The organism is Thalassotalea fonticola, assembly GCF_032911225.1.
Lineage (GTDB): Bacteria > Pseudomonadota > Gammaproteobacteria > Enterobacterales > Alteromonadaceae > Thalassotalea_A > Thalassotalea_A fonticola.
In genome coordinates this window covers 4,565,944-4,585,399 of sequence record NZ_CP136600.1, presented here as the reverse complement: position 1 = coordinate 4,585,399, position 19,456 = coordinate 4,565,944, and the positions used below count along the sequence as shown (strand labels likewise).

The 19,456-nt window shown below is 43.8% G+C and carries 14 protein-coding genes; 6 read left to right on the top strand and 8 right to left on the bottom strand.

The window, feature by feature from the left end; translation table 11 throughout:
• Positions 1–116 precede the first annotated feature (116 nt).
• From etfB to gbdR, 8 genes are all read right to left on the bottom strand, one after another.
• A complete protein-coding gene (gene etfB, locus RI844_RS18940; RefSeq protein ID WP_348396199.1) occupies positions 117–908 on the bottom strand; it encodes an electron transfer flavoprotein subunit beta in 792 nt (263 codons plus the stop codon).
• On the bottom strand, positions 898–2,139 hold the full coding sequence (gene etfA / locus RI844_RS18935; protein ID WP_348396198.1) for an electron transfer flavoprotein subunit alpha: 1,242 nt from the start codon (positions 2,137–2,139) through the stop codon (positions 898–900). Before etfA ends, etfB begins: the two co-directional genes overlap by 11 nt.
• The gene (locus tag RI844_RS18930; RefSeq protein ID WP_348396197.1) at positions 2,136–4,085 is read right to left on the bottom strand and encodes a (Fe-S)-binding protein; all 1,950 of its coding nucleotides are present in this window, start codon (positions 4,083–4,085) and stop codon (positions 2,136–2,138) included. Before RI844_RS18930 ends, etfA begins: the two co-directional genes overlap by 4 nt.
• A gap of 75 nt (positions 4,086–4,160) precedes the next feature.
• The gene (dgcA, locus tag RI844_RS18925; RefSeq protein WP_348396196.1) at positions 4,161–6,221 is read right to left on the bottom strand and encodes a dimethylglycine demethylation protein DgcA; all 2,061 of its coding nucleotides are present in this window, start codon (positions 6,219–6,221) and stop codon (positions 4,161–4,163) included.
• Positions 6,222–6,272: 51 nt separating this feature from the next.
• Positions 6,273–6,818, bottom strand: a complete 546-nt coding sequence (locus RI844_RS18920; RefSeq protein ID WP_348396195.1) for a DUF5943 domain-containing protein — start codon at positions 6,816–6,818, stop codon at positions 6,273–6,275.
• 3 nt (positions 6,819–6,821) lie between these two features.
• Positions 6,822–7,808 (bottom strand): dipeptidase, encoded by a 987-nt coding sequence (locus RI844_RS18915; protein ID WP_348396194.1) that lies wholly within the window; start codon positions 7,806–7,808, stop codon positions 6,822–6,824.
• Positions 7,809–8,089: 281 nt separating this feature from the next.
• Positions 8,090–9,982, bottom strand: a complete 1,893-nt coding sequence (locus RI844_RS18910; RefSeq protein ID WP_348396193.1) for a hypothetical protein — start codon at positions 9,980–9,982, stop codon at positions 8,090–8,092.
• 84 nt (positions 9,983–10,066) lie between these two features.
• Positions 10,067–11,113 (bottom strand): choline metabolism transcriptional regulator GbdR, encoded by a 1,047-nt coding sequence (gene gbdR / locus RI844_RS18905; protein ID WP_348396192.1) that lies wholly within the window; start codon positions 11,111–11,113, stop codon positions 10,067–10,069.
• Positions 11,114–11,543: 430 nt separating this feature from the next.
• On the opposite strand from gbdR, the gene RI844_RS18900 reads away from it, so the two are divergent.
• The 6 genes from RI844_RS18900 to RI844_RS18875 all read left to right on the top strand — a co-directional run bounded on the left by RI844_RS18900 (position 11,544) and on the right by RI844_RS18875 (position 19,261).
• Positions 11,544–12,035 carry a formate dehydrogenase subunit gamma gene (locus RI844_RS18900; RefSeq protein WP_348396191.1) on the top strand — a complete coding sequence of 164 codons (492 nt, stop codon included), beginning with the start codon at positions 11,544–11,546 and terminating at the stop codon, positions 12,033–12,035.
• Positions 12,032–13,645 carry a formate dehydrogenase beta subunit gene (locus RI844_RS18895; RefSeq protein ID WP_348396190.1) on the top strand — a complete coding sequence of 538 codons (1,614 nt, stop codon included), beginning with the start codon at positions 12,032–12,034 and terminating at the stop codon, positions 13,643–13,645. Before RI844_RS18900 ends, RI844_RS18895 begins: the two co-directional genes overlap by 4 nt.
• Before the next feature lies 1 nt (position 13,646).
• Positions 13,647–16,547, top strand: coding sequence for a formate dehydrogenase subunit alpha (fdhF, locus tag RI844_RS18890; protein WP_348396189.1), 2,901 nt, complete (start codon positions 13,647–13,649; stop codon positions 16,545–16,547).
• Positions 16,534–17,376: a formate dehydrogenase accessory sulfurtransferase FdhD gene (gene fdhD / locus RI844_RS18885; RefSeq protein ID WP_348396188.1), complete on the top strand. Its 843-nt coding sequence runs from the start codon at positions 16,534–16,536 to the stop codon at positions 17,374–17,376. The genes fdhF and fdhD overlap by 14 nt, the downstream gene beginning before the upstream one ends.
• Positions 17,377–17,412: 36 nt before the next feature.
• On the top strand, positions 17,413–17,637 hold the full coding sequence (locus RI844_RS18880) for a formate dehydrogenase subunit delta (protein ID WP_348396187.1): 225 nt from the start codon (positions 17,413–17,415) through the stop codon (positions 17,635–17,637).
• A 262-nt stretch (positions 17,638–17,899) separates the two neighbouring features.
• Positions 17,900–19,261, top strand: a complete 1,362-nt coding sequence (locus tag RI844_RS18875) for an L-serine ammonia-lyase (protein ID WP_348396186.1) — start codon at positions 17,900–17,902, stop codon at positions 19,259–19,261.
• The last annotated feature ends 195 nt before the right edge of the window (positions 19,262–19,456 follow it).

Genomic DNA, 19,456 nt, shown 5'->3' with positions numbered 1-19,456 from the left:
CCATTTAATATTCAGCATCTCGCCGAAGGAAAGAAAGATTTACCGCGTTAAGCAACTTGGTGTTTAACGCGGTATTTCAGATAAGGAATATTCATACTAAGTTGATTAATTTAGTATTACACTAGCCCTTCTTCCACCAGCAAGTCTAAAATCGCTTGCGCCGACTCTTCTACGCCATGTACAACTTTGCCACCGCCGCCAGATGCTTTGGCTGTAGCCGCTTTAAAACGGTCTGCCGCAGTTTTTGCTTTCACTATTTTAAGACGTTTCGGGCGTTTTTTAGCATCGGCTGTTTGCCATAAAGGCGATTCTTGATCTGTAAAAGCCCCACCAAGCGTTGCTTGAAATTGCCCGCGCATCGAGGGGCCAAAGGCACTTTGCCTTGGCAGTGCAGCAGCCATGTCAACACTGGCTACAAATGGTAAATCAACTTTGATTTTACGGCGCTGGCCACGGGGCAAGGCTTGTAATACCTCCGCTTGTTTATTAACGTCATCAACAGATAAGATATCGGCAATCGAAGTAACCATGGCCATACCAAGCTGCTCGGCCAATAAATAAGGCAACATGCCAGATGACTCGCCATTTTCGGCGCGTACACCGGTTAAAATAACATCTGGATTTTGCTGTTTTAAATGTTCAGCAATAACCAGTACAGCGTCTGCTTGTTCTGGCATTTCTAGCAGATTTATATCCGCAAGCCCCATGCCTAGGTAACTACGCAATGCAGTTTGCTGTCTAGGATCGTCAGAAATCTGACCAGCGTGCAGGGTTTGTAAATTATCGCCTACCAGTTTAAGACCCAATTCTATCGCCCTAGCGTCTTGTTCTGCACGTCTTGGTCGGCGTGACGTTGGATGTTCACCAATAGAAACTAACGATATCACCGACAAGTTATCATTGCTCATTTGTAGCACCCTCATTAATTAATTGTTTTCTTTGCTCAACCAGTTCCACCAATCGAGTTAATATTTCAGTACTGTCTCCAATCGCGCTTAAGTCGGCGCGCTTGACCATATCACAACCTTCATCAGTATTAATTGCCACCACTTTGTCACATTGACCAATACCCTGCATGTGCTGAATTGCGCCGGATATGCCGACCGCAATATACACTTGTGCAGTTACCCAAGTACCTGTGGCCCCCACTTGTCGCTCTCGTGGCATATTGCCATCGTCGACCGCGACTCGGCTCGCCCCTTCAGTGGCCCCCAACACATTCGCAGTGTGATGAAACTGTGGCCAGTCATTGATACCATTACCACCAGAGAGAATAAAACCAGCTTCTCCCAAAGGAATAGCATTGGGATCAACACTAATATTGCCATGGTCAAACAATTTACTGTCAGTGGATTGGCTTGCCTCATGTGGAATTAATATATTTTCATGTCGGGTTTCACTGATTGGTTCACTACACTCTTCCATAACCAACAATAGCTGGCTTAACGGTCGGGTAATGTCACTCTTACCACCACTGCCTCGACAGATAATGGTTTCATCATTTAATTTCCAAACCCCACAAGCAGGTCGCAGCGCTAATGCAGCTGCCAAGCGACGACCTAAATCGCCGCCACCATTAATGCTATCTGGCAACAGGATATGTTGCGGATTTAGTTCAGCAATAATGCTTTGTAGATCATTACATCGTTGCTCGGGGTTATAATTGCTATATTGCTGCCCGTCTAGATGGATCAATCGATCAACACCAGACTTATCCAACGAGTCATCTTTTAGCTCTCCAAAAGCAACAGCGACTACTGCGCCACCACCATTATTGCGATTCGCTAATTGTTGCGCCAAGCCAAGAGTGTCTTTGTCATGACCATTCAAACGCCCTGAAACCAAGTCCAGTGCAACAACAATATAAAATGTTGGCTCTGCTACTTGATGTAACGGCAATATTACTTCGCTTGCTACACTTGCTGAGCGACGTGAGCCTTGCCCATTATCAGAAGATGCCCCTGAACGATCGATACGCTTCAGGCCATTAGGCCCAATAAAACCTATGATATGCGGATTTTTACGCAGTAATCCTGACGGTCCAAATACCGGCCCACTAGCCAATGTTTGATGCTGTGGATGCAAGCGATTACGTGCTATCCAGTGTGCTCTTGGATCGCGGCGGAATAATTCACTCATACTGCACCTCCAACCGCGTCTTCAACTTCACTTTCAATTAACGCATCAAGCATTAATTCGGCAATGTCTTTCACTTCAGGTCTTGGTTCAACCACGCCCTCAAGCATCAAATTACACTGTGGACAAGCTACCGCAACAATCTCAGCGTTGGTTTCAGTAACATCCGCCATGCGCATGTCAGGAATACGCTGCTCGCCTGGAATATCGGTAACAGGTGCGCCACCGCCGCCACCACAACAACGCGCGGTTGACTTACTGCGCTCCATTTCTTTAATTTTAACCCCCATGCTTTCTAATAAGAATCGCGGGGCGTCATACTCACCGTTATAACGACCTAAATAACAAGGGTCGTGGTAGGTCAGCGCCAGCTCTTTACTATTATCTAACTTAAGTTTCTGTTGACTAACCAGCTCAGCAAAAAAACCTGTGTGGTGCCATACGTTGTAGTTGCCACCAAACTCGCCATATTCATTTTTAAGACAATGGAAGGCATGTGGATCTGCGGTAACTATGGTATTAAAACTGTATTTATTCATGTTGCTAATATTACTGGTGGCCAGACGTTGAAAAGTGGCTTCATCACCCAAACGTCTTGCTAAGTCACCACTATCAAACTCAGCATCACCCAATACGGCAAAATCAACATCAGCGGTGCGTAGCAGTTTAATGATTGCCCGAAGTGTCCGTTGGTTGCGCATGTCAAAAGCCGCATCACCAATCCACAAGAGCACGTCAGCCTGAGTAACTTCCTGTTTATCGGCATTTTGGCCAAATACAGTAAGGTTTTGATCGGCTGCCCAGTTCATCCGGGTATTTGGTGCATATCCATTAGGATTATCGGTCGCGCTCAAGTTTTCTAAAATTTCATTGCCCTTGCCGGGAGTTTGTCCTTTCTCCAACGTTTCAAATCGGCGCATATCGACTATTGCGTCAACATGTTCAATCATCATTGGACAAGCGTCAACACAGGCGCGGCAAGTGGTACATGACCATAGGGTTTCGCTTTCCACCAATACATTCACAATAGGAATGATTGCACCGCCTTTATGAGTTCCTACCTTAATGCCAGGATACGGACTACCAGCAAATTTTGCGTCATCGCCCCCGGCCATGCCAATTACCATATCCTGGATCAGCTTTTTCGGATTTAGCGGTTGGCCAGCAGCAAATGCCGGACAATTTTTTTCACAGCGCCCACATTCAACACAGGCATCAAAGCTTAATAATTGATTCCATTTAAAGTCGACCGGCTTTTCCACGCCCAGTTTGTTCGAGGTAAGATCTATGGCTTTTAATCCTGTTGATTGACCGCCGCCAAAACGCTCTTGGCGTCGGTGTAAACCCAAATGCAAAGCACCAGCAAACGCGTGTTTCATCGGCCCGCCCCAGGTCATGCCGAAAAACATTTCACCAATTCCCCAAATAATGCCAACAACTAACAGCAGCGCTAATAACCACCCGCCGGTATCGCTAGGTAATATTCCCGTTGCCGGTAAGGTGAGGATAAAAAAACTCAACGAAAACACCATCAAGCTTTTTGGTAATCGCTGCCATTTACCCAATGATAAATTAGGTGGAGGATTACGGCGCCTAAACATGACAAAAATACTACCAACAAACATTAGCAACGATGAACCAAGTAATGCCCAGGTTAATATCTGCAACTGCAGCTGAAAGACATAAAGCAGTACGATTAATATGGCAGACAAAACAAAGCCACCCGCTGTAGCGACGTGGGTATTGGACATGTATTTATCACGGGCAACCACATGATGTAAGTCAACCAGATAACGACGAGGGATCTGCAATAAACCACGCCAATGTATCGTTGATGATTGCCCCTGCGACCACAACAATGCACGTTTAACTGCACCGATTAACGTCAGCAGCAAAGCTGTTGATATAAGGGTAAACAGAAATTGGGAAAGAAATTCGGATGATGACATAACAATACCTATTAATTATCCTAGGCATATGCCACCGCATCTAGCGGTGGCATACAATCTAAAAGCTGCTTAAAGCTAGAAATCCTTACATAAACGCAATGCGTCATATATTGCCGCATGAGTATTACGCTGCGACACACAGTCACCGATGCGATACAGTAAGTAGCCTTCTCCTTCTTCAGCCAATATCGGCTGAGGCTCTGCCGCATAAAGCGCTTCAATATCGATTTGACCTTTGTTGCGAGAATCACTTTTCAGTTGCAGATAAATTTCTTCATCAGGACGAACGCCATTTTCAATCACCACCTGATCGACCACACGTTCTTCTTGCTGTCCTGTATACTCATTCTCTAATACCGCCACCAGTTTATCGCCTTCACGATAGACTTTTTCCAGTATTAAATCTGAGGACATGATCACTTCTTTTTCATACAAGCTGCGATAGTAAGTCGGGAACGTGGTTCCGCCAACCGCGGCGCCCGGTTTGATATCATCGGTCACCATCTCGACCAATGAACCATTTTGTGCTAAAAAGTCAGCGGCCGATAAACCACTAAATTCACAAATGGTGTCATAAACCAAGACATTTTTACCGGGTGCAACTTCACCACTTAAAATATCCCAAGTGCTTACCGACAATCCTTCTTCGACGCCCCAATGTGGGTTTTGTGCTAAGAAGGGTTTACCACCGACTGCCAAAATCACCACATCGGCATTAAGGTCACGGATCATTGCTTCATCGGCGGCTGTATTAAGGCGTAAATCGACTCCTAAGCGATCTAGTTCCAACGCAAACCAACGAGTAATGCCGGCAATTTGATCGCGCTGTGGCGCTTTCGCGGCTATGGTAATTTGCCCACCAAGTTCCGAGTTTTTCTCAATTAAAATAACGTCATGGCCACGCTCAGCAGAAACACGTGCGGCTTCCATACCAGCAGGGCCACCACCAATAATCACCACTTTACGAACTTTACCCTCGGTTTTTTCAATAATATGCGGCATCGTTGATTCACGCGAGGTAGCGGCATTTTGAATACACAGCACATCTAAGCCTTGGTACTGACGGTCGATACAATAGTTTGCACCAACACACTGTTTGATTTGATCGACCTGGTTCAGTTTGATCTTTGTGATCAAATGCGGATCGGCAATATGAGCACGGGTCATACCGACAAAATCAACATAACCACTCTCAAGAATACGTTGCGCCTGATTCGGGTCTTTAATGTTTTGCGCATGCATGACTGGCGAATTAACCACTTCTTTAATGCCAGCGGCTAAATGCAAGAAGGGCTCAGGTGGATAGCTCATATTCGGGATAACATTAGCCAGGGTGTTATGAGTATCACAGCCAGAGCCTATTACGCTGAAGAAATCGAGCAATCCGGTGGCATCATAATAAGCCGCAATTTCTTTCATGTCGTCATGGTTTAACCCATCAGGATGAAATTCATCACCACAAATACGCAAGCCCACGGCAAAGTCACGACCCACTTCAGCACGAATAGCATGCAATACTTCCATACCAAAACGCATTCTGTTTTCAAAACTTCCGCCGTATTCATCGTCACGCTGGTTAACCCGAGGGCTCCAGAATTGATCAATTAAATGCTGATGAACGGCTGAAAGCTCAATACCATCTAAGCCACCGGCTTTTGCACGCCCGGCTGCTTTGGCATAATCACCTATAATGCGTTGCATTTCTTCAATTTCAATGGTTTTACAAGTGGCGCGATGCACAGGTTCACGAATGCCACTTGGGCTAACTAAAGTCGACCAATTACCACCATCCCAACGAGAGCGACGTCCCATGTGGGTGATCTGAATCATGATTTTTCCGCCGTGCTTGTGTACTGCATCGGCTAAATTTTGAAAGTGAGGAATGATCCTGTCGGTAGACAAGTTAACTGATTTCCACCAACCTTGTGGACTGTCAATAGACACGACACTGGAGCCGCCACAAATTGACAGGCCAACCCCACCTTTGGCTTTTTCTTCGTAATACTTTACATATCGTTCGGTCGTCATGCCACCTTCGGTAGCATATACTTCGGCGTGTGCCGTACTAACCACACGATTGCGTATGGTAAGTTGATTAATTTTTAATGGCTGAAATAATGCATCGAACTGCGCCATGATGAGCTCCTGATATTTATAGTTCTTAAAAAAGCTGTTGGTAATAAAAAGTTAAAGTGGTGTTACTTCAAAGTAACCTACATCACAACCGTCTTCGGCGGCACATTGTGTTTGTTGTGCCAGAGTTTTAACCGGGTAACCTAAAGTGGCAGAGATTTGATCCATCGCCCCAGCAAACCAACCGGTAAACATATAATCTACTTTGCGATTAACCTTGCCATATTGATAAACAAAGGCTGAGTTTTCTAAGCGTACCTTGGCAGTGCCCTTTTCAAGATCGAGTTGTTCAGTAACGAAAAAACCCCAGCCACGTTGTGATAAACGTTTCATGTAGTGCTCAAACAACGCCTCACCACCAATACCGTGTTCTTCGCCTTCTTTTTCGCACCAGTAAAAAGCAGATTTATAACCGGCTTTATATAAAACCTCGGCGTATTTTTCGGCGCCAAGCTCTGCTTCGATACCCATATGATTATTGACAAAAAAGTGACGTGGTACATACAACATTGGTAAGGCATCTGTGGTCCAAACGCCAGTCTCATTATCGACCTCTATCGGCATTTCTGGACTGTGACTCGCGGTATTTAAAGTGCTCATTGTCTATTCTCCCCAGACGTCTTTTAGAACGCGAACCCAGTTCTCGCCCATGATTTTTTTAATTTTAGATTCTGACCAACCGTGTTGTAACATCGCCGCGGTAAGGTTAGGAAATTCACCTAAGGTACGAATGCCCTCAGGGTTAATGATTTTGCCAAAGTTAGTTAGACGACGGGCATAGCCTTTGTCATGAGTTAACATATCGAAGAATTGTTGATCATGGCCTTGGGTGAAATCAGTACCTATGCCAACGCAGTCTTCACCAGCAATGTCAACCACATAGTCAATCGCTTCAATGTAATCATGAACCGTAGAGTTGATGCCATTTTTCAGGAATGGGGCAAACATGGTTACGCCTATAAAACCGCCATGTTCGGCAATAAAACGCAACTCTTCATCAGTTTTGTTGCGTGGATGCTCTTTTAAACCGTAAGGTAAACAGTGGGAATAACACACTGGTTTCGTTGATGCTAAAATAACTTCTTCTGATGTTTGTGGACCAACATGAGACAAATCACACATAATGCCAACACGATTCATTTCGGCAACGATTTCACGACCAAAGCCCGACAATCCACCATCACGTTCATAGCAGCCAGTACCTACTAGGTTTTGCGTGTTGTAGGCCATTTGCACAATGCCAACACCGAGTTTTTTGAATATTTCGACATAACCAATTTGGTCTTCAAAGGCATTGGCATTTTGAAAGCCTAAAATGATGCCGGTTTTGCCTTGCTGTTTCGCTTTAGCGATGTCGCTAGTAGTATGTACCGGCATGATTAAATCACTGTTATCACGATAAAATTGATTAAATTCGGTGATATTGTCGATGGTATCTTTAAACCCTTCCCACACTGAGACAGTACAGTTAGCGGCGGTTAGGCCACCTTTTGCCATGTCTTCGAATAAATCGCGGTTCCATTTTGCGATGACTAAACCATCGAAAATTGTTGAGCTTTGATGTAACGCTAAAGCTTGATCTGTGTTCATTAAACTGACCTCATCAATGCTGTGAGATCTATATTGATCAATCACAGGCAAATTTAAACTAAAGTCAGTCTAACAAAGGCAAATTGCTTGGTATGGGAGAATGCGACACCTACCATACTAAAAACGGCGTAGATGTCGTTAATTGAATAGCTAATCTGAGCTCGAACTAAATTTAGAATAAGCAGCTATTACCTCAAACTCAGGCAAATTAATACCTATCGGCATAAAGGATGGTTTACACAGTGACGGGAATAACAAGAGTCAGCCTTTAATCATCAGAATTATAAATGCTCTCGGTACAAGATAAGTGTTTTACGCCAGCCAAACTTAACCGCAGGGATCATCAAAGGAGAGCGCGGCTCAAAAACATTACTCGATAGCTCGTCTTTTTCATTATCTTGATAATAGTCAATCACATACTGCTTATCCATGCCGTAGGTTTGATGCATAAAGTCGAGTTCTTCATCTCCTAGGCAAATGCCATAGTAGCGATGAATAGCTTGTGCCAGTTGACCAGATGCCTTAACCATATCTTTTTGCACTTCTTTTGCTACCGACTCGCCCCAGCCAACTTTAGTGGTGGTGCTTAAACCGGGTTCAAAACCACCTAAATCGACAGCATTAGCGGTATAAATAGCTCGCTGCACTTCAGGTAAGCTAATAAAGACACAAGGATCAAGAGCCAAAGCCAGGTCTATTGCCAATTGTTTCGCCGCCCTAACCTGTTGATTACTTACTAACCAATTGCTCTGTTGGGTACGATTTTTTAACCCCTTGAACAGTATGCTGTTACTGCTAAAATGATGAGCGATTTTTTTAACGACCGTAATTTTATCAGCATCGGTTAACTGTATTTGCCGTTCAACAATGTGCAGGCCCCGCTTGCCAGTGACCGATACTTTAGTTTTCGCATTCGCATATTTTCGATTTACTCGCTGCCAACTATTAATATCCTTTAAGAAGTCAGCATGTTCACTCATTACCATGGCACTACTTTGATAGGCTTGCTGATACAATTCTAGTGCCTTAACCAACACGCTATGGTTGAGTTTTAATGTACGCATATCGACTACTTCACGCTTTTCTACACTATCAATATCGGAGCAAATATTTTGACAAAGTCGATCTAGAGTTTCGAGGCAAATTTGCAATAAATCACGACTCGGCAAACGTTCGGCCACGGTTGAATAATCAAGTAAATTACTGTCACTTAAAAAGTTAGCCAAGGCCAATAATTGACTATAACCACGTGCTCTGGCGATGCGGTATTTAGAACGCTCTTTTTCGAGTTTTTCTGTAGCATTGGCTAATTGTGATGAACCAACACAATTAACAACCAGCATTGGAATGCGTCTTCCCGACAAGAGCTCAAAAGCCAAGGTTAAGACTTCTTCAACATCACTTAAGCCCATGATGTCTTCGTTATCTTCTTCAATCGCCGAAAATATGCGCTCAATGAAAAATGGCTCTCGTTCAACACCGCTACGCAAAGTATTTTTTTTCCCTTGCAAGCGTTGTTCTAGCAATCGAGCCAAGCGCGGACGATCAGGCTCTAATGTCGCCAATGCGTCCGATATTTCATCAGCAAGTTCTTGGTTGATATCGTGAATACGACTATACATACCCGAGCGCCAATATATTTCAATATCGGCAACGGCGCGAGCGATCACCGGTGAGTCGATAATGCTATTTACTGCCAGAGACAGCCATTGCGGACCAAGATCAGATTTTTGCAGCAAAATTCGCGCCGATTCATAACGCCGAGATTCGGGCTCCATTCGGCTTAGGGTGAGATCTCTGACAGAGAAAATGAAATCAGGCAAGGTACCAATAACCAGTAACAACTGTTCTTTAGCATCTAGCAGCACTTGCCCTTTTGTCGCCTTATAGATGAACTTGACTAAAACGGCAATCAAGCCCATTAAAACGGTATAACCGATAAAAAAAATCAGATTTTCATTCGGTAGCCAAGTACCAAACCCCAAGTAATACCCACCTTGAGCCGCCAAAAACGTCACCGGTCCCGCGGTCCAGCCGACCTCAGCTAAACTCCATAATGAAGATTTACCCACACCAGATTGCGCCATACGATCGATACGGCGTTGACCACTCTGCTGAATTTGCAGATGGTCTTTTGCAGAGTTTTCAGAATTTAAAAAAGATAATAATTTCATATAGCCAAGTATACAAATAAGCAGTTAAACAGATACCGTTTCACTTCAATTATAAACGGTATCCTGTAAAGCCTTACTTGGCAACTAATGATGATTAATCGTAACCGAGCCTAAACTAGATTCATTACTTGCAGCCGATTGCATGTTTGCTGATATGACGTTGCGCTCATCGCGAGGCGGGATGTTAAATGAATTACGATAGCACTTACTAAAATGCGGTGTTGATACAAAGCCACAGGCGATGGCTATTTCAATAATAGACATACTGGTTTGCTTTAACAGCTGACGAGCCCTAGTTAAGCGTAACTGTAAATAATAACGATGCGGTGAGCAGTCGAGATACTTTTGAAACAGTCGCTCTAACTGTCGACGCGATAAATCAACGTAATTAGCTAATTCATCGAGACATAATACTTCTTCAATGTTTGCTTCCATTAACCCCACTACATCTTGCAGTTTTGATTGGGTGGCACCAACAATATGTTGTAATGGTATACGCTGCTGGTCATTTTCATCACGTATATTTTCATGGGTAAACATGTCTGAAATAGCCGTTGTTAACTCCTTACCATATTCTTTAGCAATCACGTGCAGCATCATGTCCATCGGCGCAGTGCCACCTGAGCAGGTTATGCGATCGCGATCATAGGTAAACAGTTGATTGGAACTTTTCAAAAATGGGAACTCTTCCTGCCAACTTGCTAATAACTCCCAATGAATGGTGCATTGATAACCATCTAACAAACCGGCTTTAGCTAACAAATAACTGCCTGTACAAATACCACCTAAAACAATATTGCAGCGTGATAAATGGGTCAGCCAGCTGAGGGTTTTTCGAGTAATAGTACTTTTAATATCAACACCACCACAAACCAGTACAGTGTCGAAATCAACATGATTATTGATGCAGGAATCAATTTCAATTTTTAGACCGTCGCTGGCAGTAACTGAACGACCATCTTCACTTAGAATGGTCCACCGATAAAGAGTTTGGCCGGACAATTGATTGGCCATTCGCATTGGTTCGATTGCTGATGACAGAGCCAGCATGGTAAAGTTAGGTTGTAATAAAAAACCGACGTGAGAACATTTTACCGGTGGTTTACTGCTATTCGATTTTGCTAATGGCATGTACTTGTTCCTCTTGTTCGTTGCTGTTCAGGTTAAAACCAGTGTCTCGATTTTTCCTAATAACTTTATTTTTTTTATTTTTCTAATCCAACAGACAACACTGCAATATCGCCAAAGGTTGATCTGGATCAAAAAACCAGGAATTATTCAAGAATTAAAATTGATCCAGATCAATAAACGATCAAAATCAAAAAGCCGTATAACAATAGATTTACAGTACATTAAAACCATTCAAATTACGACACACTTCATACCTAAAAGCGACATTTGTTAACAATTATTTAACTTTTTGTTAAAAAACCATTTAAATTTTCCGATATGCCGCAATGGACAAATGTCTTAATTAGCTATGAAGATGTCTTAATCTGCTATATCGATGATGAGCAGTTATTTGATAATGCCTAAAAGTGACAATGCCCAGAGGAATATTATGGCTGCCACCAACGAGCAAGGCCTGCTGCAGATCGCCAGTATTATCGAGCAACACCAAACATTGCCCGGCGCGATGCTACCTATATTACATGCCATTCAGGATAACTTATCTTTTATTCCGTCCAATGCCCTCCCTTTAATCGCCAAGGCATTAAATGTGTCTCGCGCCGAAGTTCATGGCGTGATTAGCTTTTACCATCATTTTCGCAGCGAAAAACCTGGTACTCATGTTATCGAAGTCTGTCGAGGAGAGTCATGCCAAGCCATGGGGTCAAGAGTGCTAGAGGAAAATATCAAACAGAGGCTGGCCATCGATTACCACCAAACCAGCAAAGATAGCCAATATACCTTAGAGCCGGTTTATTGCTTGGGTAATTGTGCATGTTCACCGGCTATTCGTATTGGTGATGATATCCATGGCGAATTAGACCAACAAAAATTTGAGCAAATTCTCGAGTCGTTAAATACTTATTCGTTGGAGTTAAAATGAATCTCTCACCTTCAACTGAAAACTCAATGGCATTAATGTCACGAAAAATTTTCGTCTCTTTAGATACTACCGCCCGTTCGAAAGGTAGCGACAAAGTGGCAACGCAGGCTGAAAATATACTTAACTCACAGCCAGACCTAGAAGCAAAATTAGTAAGGAATGGGTCGCGAGGCATGTTTTGGTTAGAGCCTTTATTAGAAGTTAATACTCCTAAGGGTCGTGTCGCATATGGGCCGGTAAAACCAGAAGATGTAAGCGAGATCATTAATCAGCAATGTTTTAATGATATTGTTGAGCATCCACTATGTCTTGGTTTTACTGAAGAGTTGCCTTGGTTTAAATCTCAACAACGCTTAACATTTGCCCGAGTAGGCATTATCGACCCTATCGATGTAGATGATTACATTAATCATGGCGGATTTGTCGGGTTAACCAGTGCCTTAAAGAAAACTGCACAACAGATAGTTGATGAAGTAAAAGAGTCTGGTCTTAGAGGTCGTGGCGGCGCAGCATTTCCTACAGGTATAAAATGGCAAACCGTATTAGATGAGCCAGAGCAGCAAAAATATATCGTCTGTAACGCCGATGAAGGTGATTCAGGCACGTTTGCCGATCGTATGTTAATGGAAGGCGACCCCTTAGTGCTGATTGAAGGCATGATTATCGCTGGCCTTAGCGTAGGGGCAAATCAAGGCTATATCTATTTACGTAGTGAATATCCGCAAGCCCAGCGCATTTTAAATCTGGCGATTGAAAACGCGCAAGCGAAGGGTTATCTGGGTGAGAATATTTGTGGCAGTAAGCACAGCTTTCATTTAGAAGTACGCTTGGGCGCTGGCGCTTATATTTGCGGTGAAGAAACCTCATTGCTGGAAAGCCTGGAAGGCAAGCGTGGTTTAGTTCGCGCCAAACCACCATTGCCAGCTATTGAAGGCTTATTTGGTCAGCCAACCGTAGTGAATAATGTTATATCACTTGCTTCAGTACCTTATATTTTAAGCCATGGCGGCGCCAGTTATCGTGATTTTGGTATGGGCCGATCGCGTGGCACCTTGCCCATTCAATTAGCGGGTAACATTGCCCAAGGCGGTCTGGTTGAATTGGCATTTGGTATATCTCTCAATGAATTACTGCAGCAATATGGCAAGGGCTGTAAAAGCAAGCGCCCCATGCGTAGTGTACAAGTAGGTGGACCGTTAGGTGCTTACTTGCCAGAAGAACAATGGCATACGGCGCTCGATTATGAAGAATTTGCCAGCATTGGTGCGGTATTGGGCCACGGCGGCATTGTCGTATTTGACGATACCGTAGATATGGCCGCTCAGGCGCGTTTTGCCATGGAGTTTTGTGAAGTAGAATCTTGTGGTAAATGCACCCCATGTCGTATTGGCTCGGTACGTGGTGTTGAGGTAATAGATAAAATCATCAAAAATGATAATAACGAACAGATCAGACAGGACAACGTAAACTTATTACACGATTTATGCGACACCATGGAATACGGTTCTTTATGTGCTATGGGAGGCATGACTCCATTCCCGGTGCGCAGTGCACTTAAATATTTCCCCGATGACTTTTTGCCGCAACCGTCAACCGAAAAGGCTCAATAAAATGATAAATTATTTCGATCCCAAAAAAGAGCCAGCTGCCGTTCTACCAACCGACCTTAGTAAAGATTTAGGCACACCTTTGTCTAAATCTAGCGTACAGGTTAGCGTACAAATTGATGGTGTAAATATTGTCGTGCCTGAAGGAACGTCGGTATTACGAGCCGCCGCTATTGCTGATATAAATATTCCTAAGCTGTGTGCCAGTGATAACTTAGAAGCCTTTGGTTCATGTCGCTTGTGTGCGGTAGAGATTGAGGGGATGCGTGGCATGCCGGCTTCTTGTACAACGCCAGTAAAAGATGGTATGAAGGTTCAAACGCAAAATACAAAAATAGCCAAATTGCGTCGCGATGTTATGGAGCTTTACATTTCAGATCATCCGTTAGATTGCCTTACCTGTCCAGCAAATGGCGATTGTGAATTACAAGATATGGCGGGTGCCGTCGGTTTACGTGAAGTACGCTATGGTTTTGAAGGCAAGAATCATCTTGATGGCGCAACTGATTCATCGAACCCCTATTTTAGCTTTGACGATTCTAAATGCATTGCCTGCTCTCGCTGTGTTAGAGCTTGTGAAGAAGTGCAAGGCACTTTTGCCTTGACGGTTGAAGGTAGAGGGTTTGATTCGCGTATAAGTACCGGTCAAGACCAGAACTTTATCGAATCTGACTGTGTGTCGTGCGGCGCCTGTGTTCAAGCCTGCCCAACTGCGACATTAACCGAAAAGTCAGTGATCGATAATGGTCAGCCAGATCACAGCATTATTACCACCTGTGCCTATTGTGGTGTTGGCTGCTCGTTCCGCGCAGACATGCAAGGCGATAAGGTGTTGAGAATGGTACCAGATAAAAATGGCCAAGCAAACCAGGGGCACTCCTGTGTTAAAGGCCGATTTGCTTTTGGTTACGCCACCCATCAGGACAGGATCACCAGCCCGATGATCCGCGATAATATCGAACAAGACTGGCGTGAAGTTAGTTGGGAAGAGGCATTAGCGTTTGCCGCTAAGCGCTTAACCGATATTCAAAAAGAACATGGTCGCAACAGCATCGGCGCTATAACATCGTCTCGCTGTACCAACGAAGAAACCTATTTGGTGCAAAAACTGGTACGTGCAGTTTTTCAAAATAATAATGTCGATACCTGCGCCCGAGTTTGTCATTCGCCAACCGGTTATGGTTTAAAAGCCACCTTAAACGAATCCGCGGGTACCCAAACCTTTGAATCAGTGATGGCAACGGATGTAGTGCTCATCATTGGCGCCAACCCAACCGACGCGCACCCGGTATTTGGTTCATTACTTAAACGCCGTTTACGCCAAGGTGCTAAGTTAATTGTTGCCGACCCGCGCAGCATAGACCTTATTGACAGCCCGCATACCAAAGCGCAACATCACCTTAAACTGCGCCCTGGTACCAACGTGGCATTGATCAATGCTCTGGCCCATGTCATTGTTGACGAAGGTCTGGAAGATACTGAGTTCATAAACCATCGTTGTGATGATGCAAGTTTTCAGCAATGGTTTGAGCATATTCAAGACCAACGCCATTCACCAGAAAACACCATGGCAATCACCGGAGTCGACGCGAGTGAATTACGCGCTGCTGCCAGACTATACGCCAGCGCTAAAAACGGTGCCATTTATTACGGTTTAGGTGTCACCGAACACTCGCAAGGCAGCTCATCAGTAATGGCAATTGCTAATTTGGCAATGGTTACCGGCAATATTGGTCGAGAAGGTGTTGGCGTGAATCCGCTGCGTGGCCAAAATAATGTGCAGGGCTCTTGTGATATGGGCTCTTTTCCACACGAGCTGCCAGGGTATCGTCATGTTGGCGATGAAAACACACGCAACTTATTTGAACAAGAATGGCAAGTATCATTAGATAGTGAGCCTGGTTTGCGCATTCCAAATATGTTCGAAGCGGCAATACATGGCGATTTTAAAGGCTTGTATTGTCAAGGTGAAGATATCGCCCAATCGGATCCAAACACTCAGCATGTACAAAAAGCATTAAGCTCGATGCAGTGTATTATTGTGCAAGATATATTTCTTAATGAAACCGCAAAATACGCTCACATATTTTTACCAGGCTCGTCATTTATGGAAAAAAATGGCACATTTACCAATGCCGAACGACGTATTTCCAGAGTGCGTAAACTTATGCCGGCCCTGGCAGGGAAGGAAGATTGGCAAGTCACTATCGAACTTGCCAAAGTACTCGGCTATAACATGAATTATCAGCACCCGAGTGAAATAATGGATGAAATAGCGCGTTTAACGCCAACGTTTAACGGTGTTAGTTACCAAAAATTAGATCAGCTTGGCTCTCTTCAATGGCCGTGCAATGAAGAGGCGCCACTGGGTACGCCAATCATGCACACTGAGAGTTTTGTTGGCGAAAAAGGCAAGTTTGCTATTACTGAATATGTGCCAACACAGGAAAAGGCGAATAAACGTTTTCCATTGTTATTAACCACAGGGCGAATTTTAAGCCAATATAATGTTGGCGCGCAAACAAGGCGTACCGACAACCAAATTTGGCACGATCAAGACGTATTGGAAATCCACCCTAATGACGCTGAAGACAGAGGTATCAATAACGGTGATTGGATAGGTATTGCCAGTCGTGCAGGCACCACGGCATTACTCGCGCACATTAGTGAACGCGTGCAGCCTGGGGTTGTTTATACCACCTTCCATCACCCATTGAGCGGCGCTAATGTGGTTACCACTGAAAATTCTGACTGGGCAACTAATTGCCCTGAATATAAAGTAACAGCAGTGCAAGCGACTAAGGTAGATGAACCGTCGCAGTGGCAAGCGGACTACGAGCAGTTCAGTCAGCGCCAGGAACAATACTTAAAAAATAAAAACGGGAGGCAAGTTGCTGAAACATAACATTATGGCAGCAGACACTGCCGTCAATATGCCGACAGCGCAGCAACAGCAAGTGCTGCGTTGTTCGAATAATTCTCTAACCACCGTGATGGATGACATCGCTGAAGAAACTGCCGTTGCTTTGATATATAACGGTATTTCTCATGTGGTGATGATGAGCACACCAAGTGATTTGTACGACTTGGCAATAGGCTTTAGTTTAAGCGAAAAAATTGTCAATGACGTTGGTGAGATACTGGACATTAGTGTTACAGAACAAGAGCTAGGAGTTGAATTAAATATCACTGTAACCAGCAGAGCGGTATGGCGTTTAAAGCAACAGCGGCGCAACATGACTGGTCGCACAGGTTGTGGTTTGTGCGGTGCAGAATCTTTACAGCAAGCGATGAAAAATCAACGAATCAATGGACAGAGAAGTAAGCAACCACCCCGAGAATTAAGCGAGTTCACCAACTTGGCGATACAAAAAGCGGTGACTCGCTTACAAGCGCATCAACCACTCCAACAACTCACCGGTGCCATTCATGGTGCTGCTTGGTGTGATGAAAACGGTAACATAAAACTTATTCGCGAAGATATTGGTCGCCACAACGCATTAGACAAACTCATTGGTGCAATCAGTGCGTCAAACATTGTCATCAACCACAGCAGTTTTTTGTTGATATCCAGCCGTGCCAGCTATGAAATGGTCAGTAAAGCACAAGCTGCAGGTATCACTATGCTGATTGCTGTTTCGGCCCCGACGGCGTTTGCGATAAACATAGCAAAAAACACTAACATGACGTTAGTGGGGTTTGCTCGTAATGGCCGTCATACAATTTACAGTTAATCAATTACCAATAACAAAGAAACAAGAGAGCAGGATATGTCAGATGATCGTTTAAAATATGTGGTAGATATGGCCAATCAAATTGCGCTTAATTTATTACATGGTAAAGAGCAACAGCAATGCGTGATTGAGATCAGTCATCACATAAATCGTTTTTGGGCGCCAAGCATGCGCGCACAGCTTGCAGAAGCAGCAAACCATGATAACTATCAACTTGATGATATGGTTATTTTAGCGTTGAGAGAAATCAAAAACGATTAATTACACTATTTGATTGGCGATAAAAATCGCCTTTTTATATTAATCGCAAGTATCGATTTGCTGATATTAACCGATAAAACCATCCAATCACGACACCCTTTTATCCAATCCCTACACGTTGCAAATATTAGATAGCGCGCGGCTTTAAGCGCTGCTATGTTGTCAAAAAAATAACAACACAAACCATACTAAACCCAATAATTTATTAGTCAAAAAATTGGCGGAATTGGTATTAAGAGCAAACTCAGCGAGATTAATTCAAATGGCACACAGTATTTTCGATTTATTTAAAATTGGCGTTGGCCCGTCTAGCTCCCATACCGTCGGACCTATGGTCGCGGGTAATCGTTTTGTTGCAACATTAAAACAACAAGACCAGTTAAAGCACACTACAAGAGTTCGTATTGATTTATATGGTTCTTTGGCGTTAACCGGCCGAGGACACGCTACCGATACAGCTTGTATCTTAGGCTTAATGGCAGAAACACCAAACGAGGTCGATCCTGACAACATCCAGCCTTATATCGAAAAAGTAAAAGACAACAACAAGCTTATTCTGGCAGGTGAGCGGAGCATCGATTTTAACATGAGTGATGACTTATGCTTTAACTTTACCAAGTTCTTAGATCAACATGCCAATGGCATGCAAATTTGTGCCTATGATGAACACAAAAACACTCTGCTTAGTCGTCGTTATTTTTCTGTCGGTGGCGGTTTTGTTGTCGATGAATCTGAGCTTGTTCAACAGGAAAATGAACAAGTTTGTCTGCCTTACTCTTATGATTCTGCTCGAGAATTACTCGCTATTTGTCAACAAGAAAACAAGTCAATCGCTGAAATAATGTTAACCAACGAAAAAAAATTGGGCGATGCAGACATCAATAACAGGATATTACATATATGGCGGGTCATGGATAGCTGTATCAAACGCGGCATAAATACACCAGGGACATTACCTGGCAGTTTAAAATTAAAACGCCGTGCTCATCAAATGCACCAAAAGTTAACCGACAAAAATAACACTGACAATATTGACTCTCTAGATTGGTTAAACTTATTTGCTATGGCCACCAACGAAGAGAATGCGGCTGGCGGACGCGTGGTTACTGCACCAACCAATGGTGCTGCGGGGGTCATTCCTGCCGTTCTTGCCTGGTACTTAAAGTTTCACAGTAAAGATGATGACAAAGCAATTATCGAGTTTTTGGCTACCGCAGCCGCCATTGGTCTGTTATATCATCGCAATGCCTCTATTTCTGCCGCTGAAGTGGGTTGCCAAGGTGAAATTGGCGTCGCGTGTTCAATGGCTGCAGCGGGCTTGGCTGCCGTAATGGGGGGTACGCCCCTGCAAGTAGAAAATGCTGCTGAAATTGGCATGGAACATAACCTGGGTTTAACCTGTGATCCTATCGATGGTTTGGTACAGGTACCGTGCATAGAGCGCAACACTATGGGTGCAGTAAAAGCTATTAATGCAAGTAAACTGGCACTGCAAGATGATGGTACCCATCACGTACACCTAGATGATGTTATCGCCACCATGCACCAAACCGGTTTAGATATGATGAGTAAATATAAGGAAACTTCATTAGGTGGTTTGGCCATTAATGTGGTGGCCTGTTAATTTATACCAAGTCAGATAATTTGGCTCTATTAGCGCTAATTGTTTAAAGATTACATTTGAATAAAAATCATATTACATTTTAAGTTTTTGACAAGAAAAATGGGACTACCTTTCTTAAATTCCATTGAAAGGCATCCGTCCCTTCAGCGCCATTGTCAGTTACAGCATAGATCGTTAAAAAGTACCGTCATATAA

What these genes read in the sequence shown, in the direction of transcription:
- etfB (WP_348396199.1), bottom strand. Translation starts at nt 908, where the DNA reads ATGAGCAATGATAACTTGTCGGTGATATCGTTAGTTTCTATTGGTGAA.
- etfA (WP_348396198.1), bottom strand. Translation starts at nt 2,139, where the DNA reads ATGAGTGAATTATTCCGCCGCGATCCAAGAGCACACTGGATAGCACGT.
- RI844_RS18930 (WP_348396197.1), bottom strand. Translation starts at nt 4,085, where the DNA reads ATGTCATCATCCGAATTTCTTTCCCAATTTCTGTTTACCCTTATATCA.
- dgcA (WP_348396196.1), bottom strand. Translation starts at nt 6,221, where the DNA reads ATGGCGCAGTTCGATGCATTATTTCAGCCATTAAAAATTAATCAACTT.
- RI844_RS18920 (WP_348396195.1), bottom strand. Translation starts at nt 6,818, where the DNA reads ATGAGCACTTTAAATACCGCGAGTCACAGTCCAGAAATGCCGATAGAG.
- RI844_RS18915 (WP_348396194.1), bottom strand. Translation starts at nt 7,808, where the DNA reads ATGAACACAGATCAAGCTTTAGCGTTACATCAAAGCTCAACAATTTTC.
- RI844_RS18910 (WP_348396193.1), bottom strand. Translation starts at nt 9,982, where the DNA reads ATGAAATTATTATCTTTTTTAAATTCTGAAAACTCTGCAAAAGACCAT.
- gbdR (WP_348396192.1), bottom strand. Translation starts at nt 11,113, where the DNA reads ATGCCATTAGCAAAATCGAATAGCAGTAAACCACCGGTAAAATGTTCT.
- RI844_RS18900 (WP_348396191.1), top strand. Translation starts at nt 11,544, where the DNA reads ATGGCTGCCACCAACGAGCAAGGCCTGCTGCAGATCGCCAGTATTATC.
- RI844_RS18895 (WP_348396190.1), top strand. Translation starts at nt 12,032, where the DNA reads ATGAATCTCTCACCTTCAACTGAAAACTCAATGGCATTAATGTCACGA.
- fdhF (WP_348396189.1), top strand. Translation starts at nt 13,647, where the DNA reads ATGATAAATTATTTCGATCCCAAAAAAGAGCCAGCTGCCGTTCTACCA.
- RI844_RS18880 (WP_348396187.1), top strand. Translation starts at nt 17,413, where the DNA reads ATGTCAGATGATCGTTTAAAATATGTGGTAGATATGGCCAATCAAATT.
- RI844_RS18875 (WP_348396186.1), top strand. Translation starts at nt 17,900, where the DNA reads ATGGCACACAGTATTTTCGATTTATTTAAAATTGGCGTTGGCCCGTCT.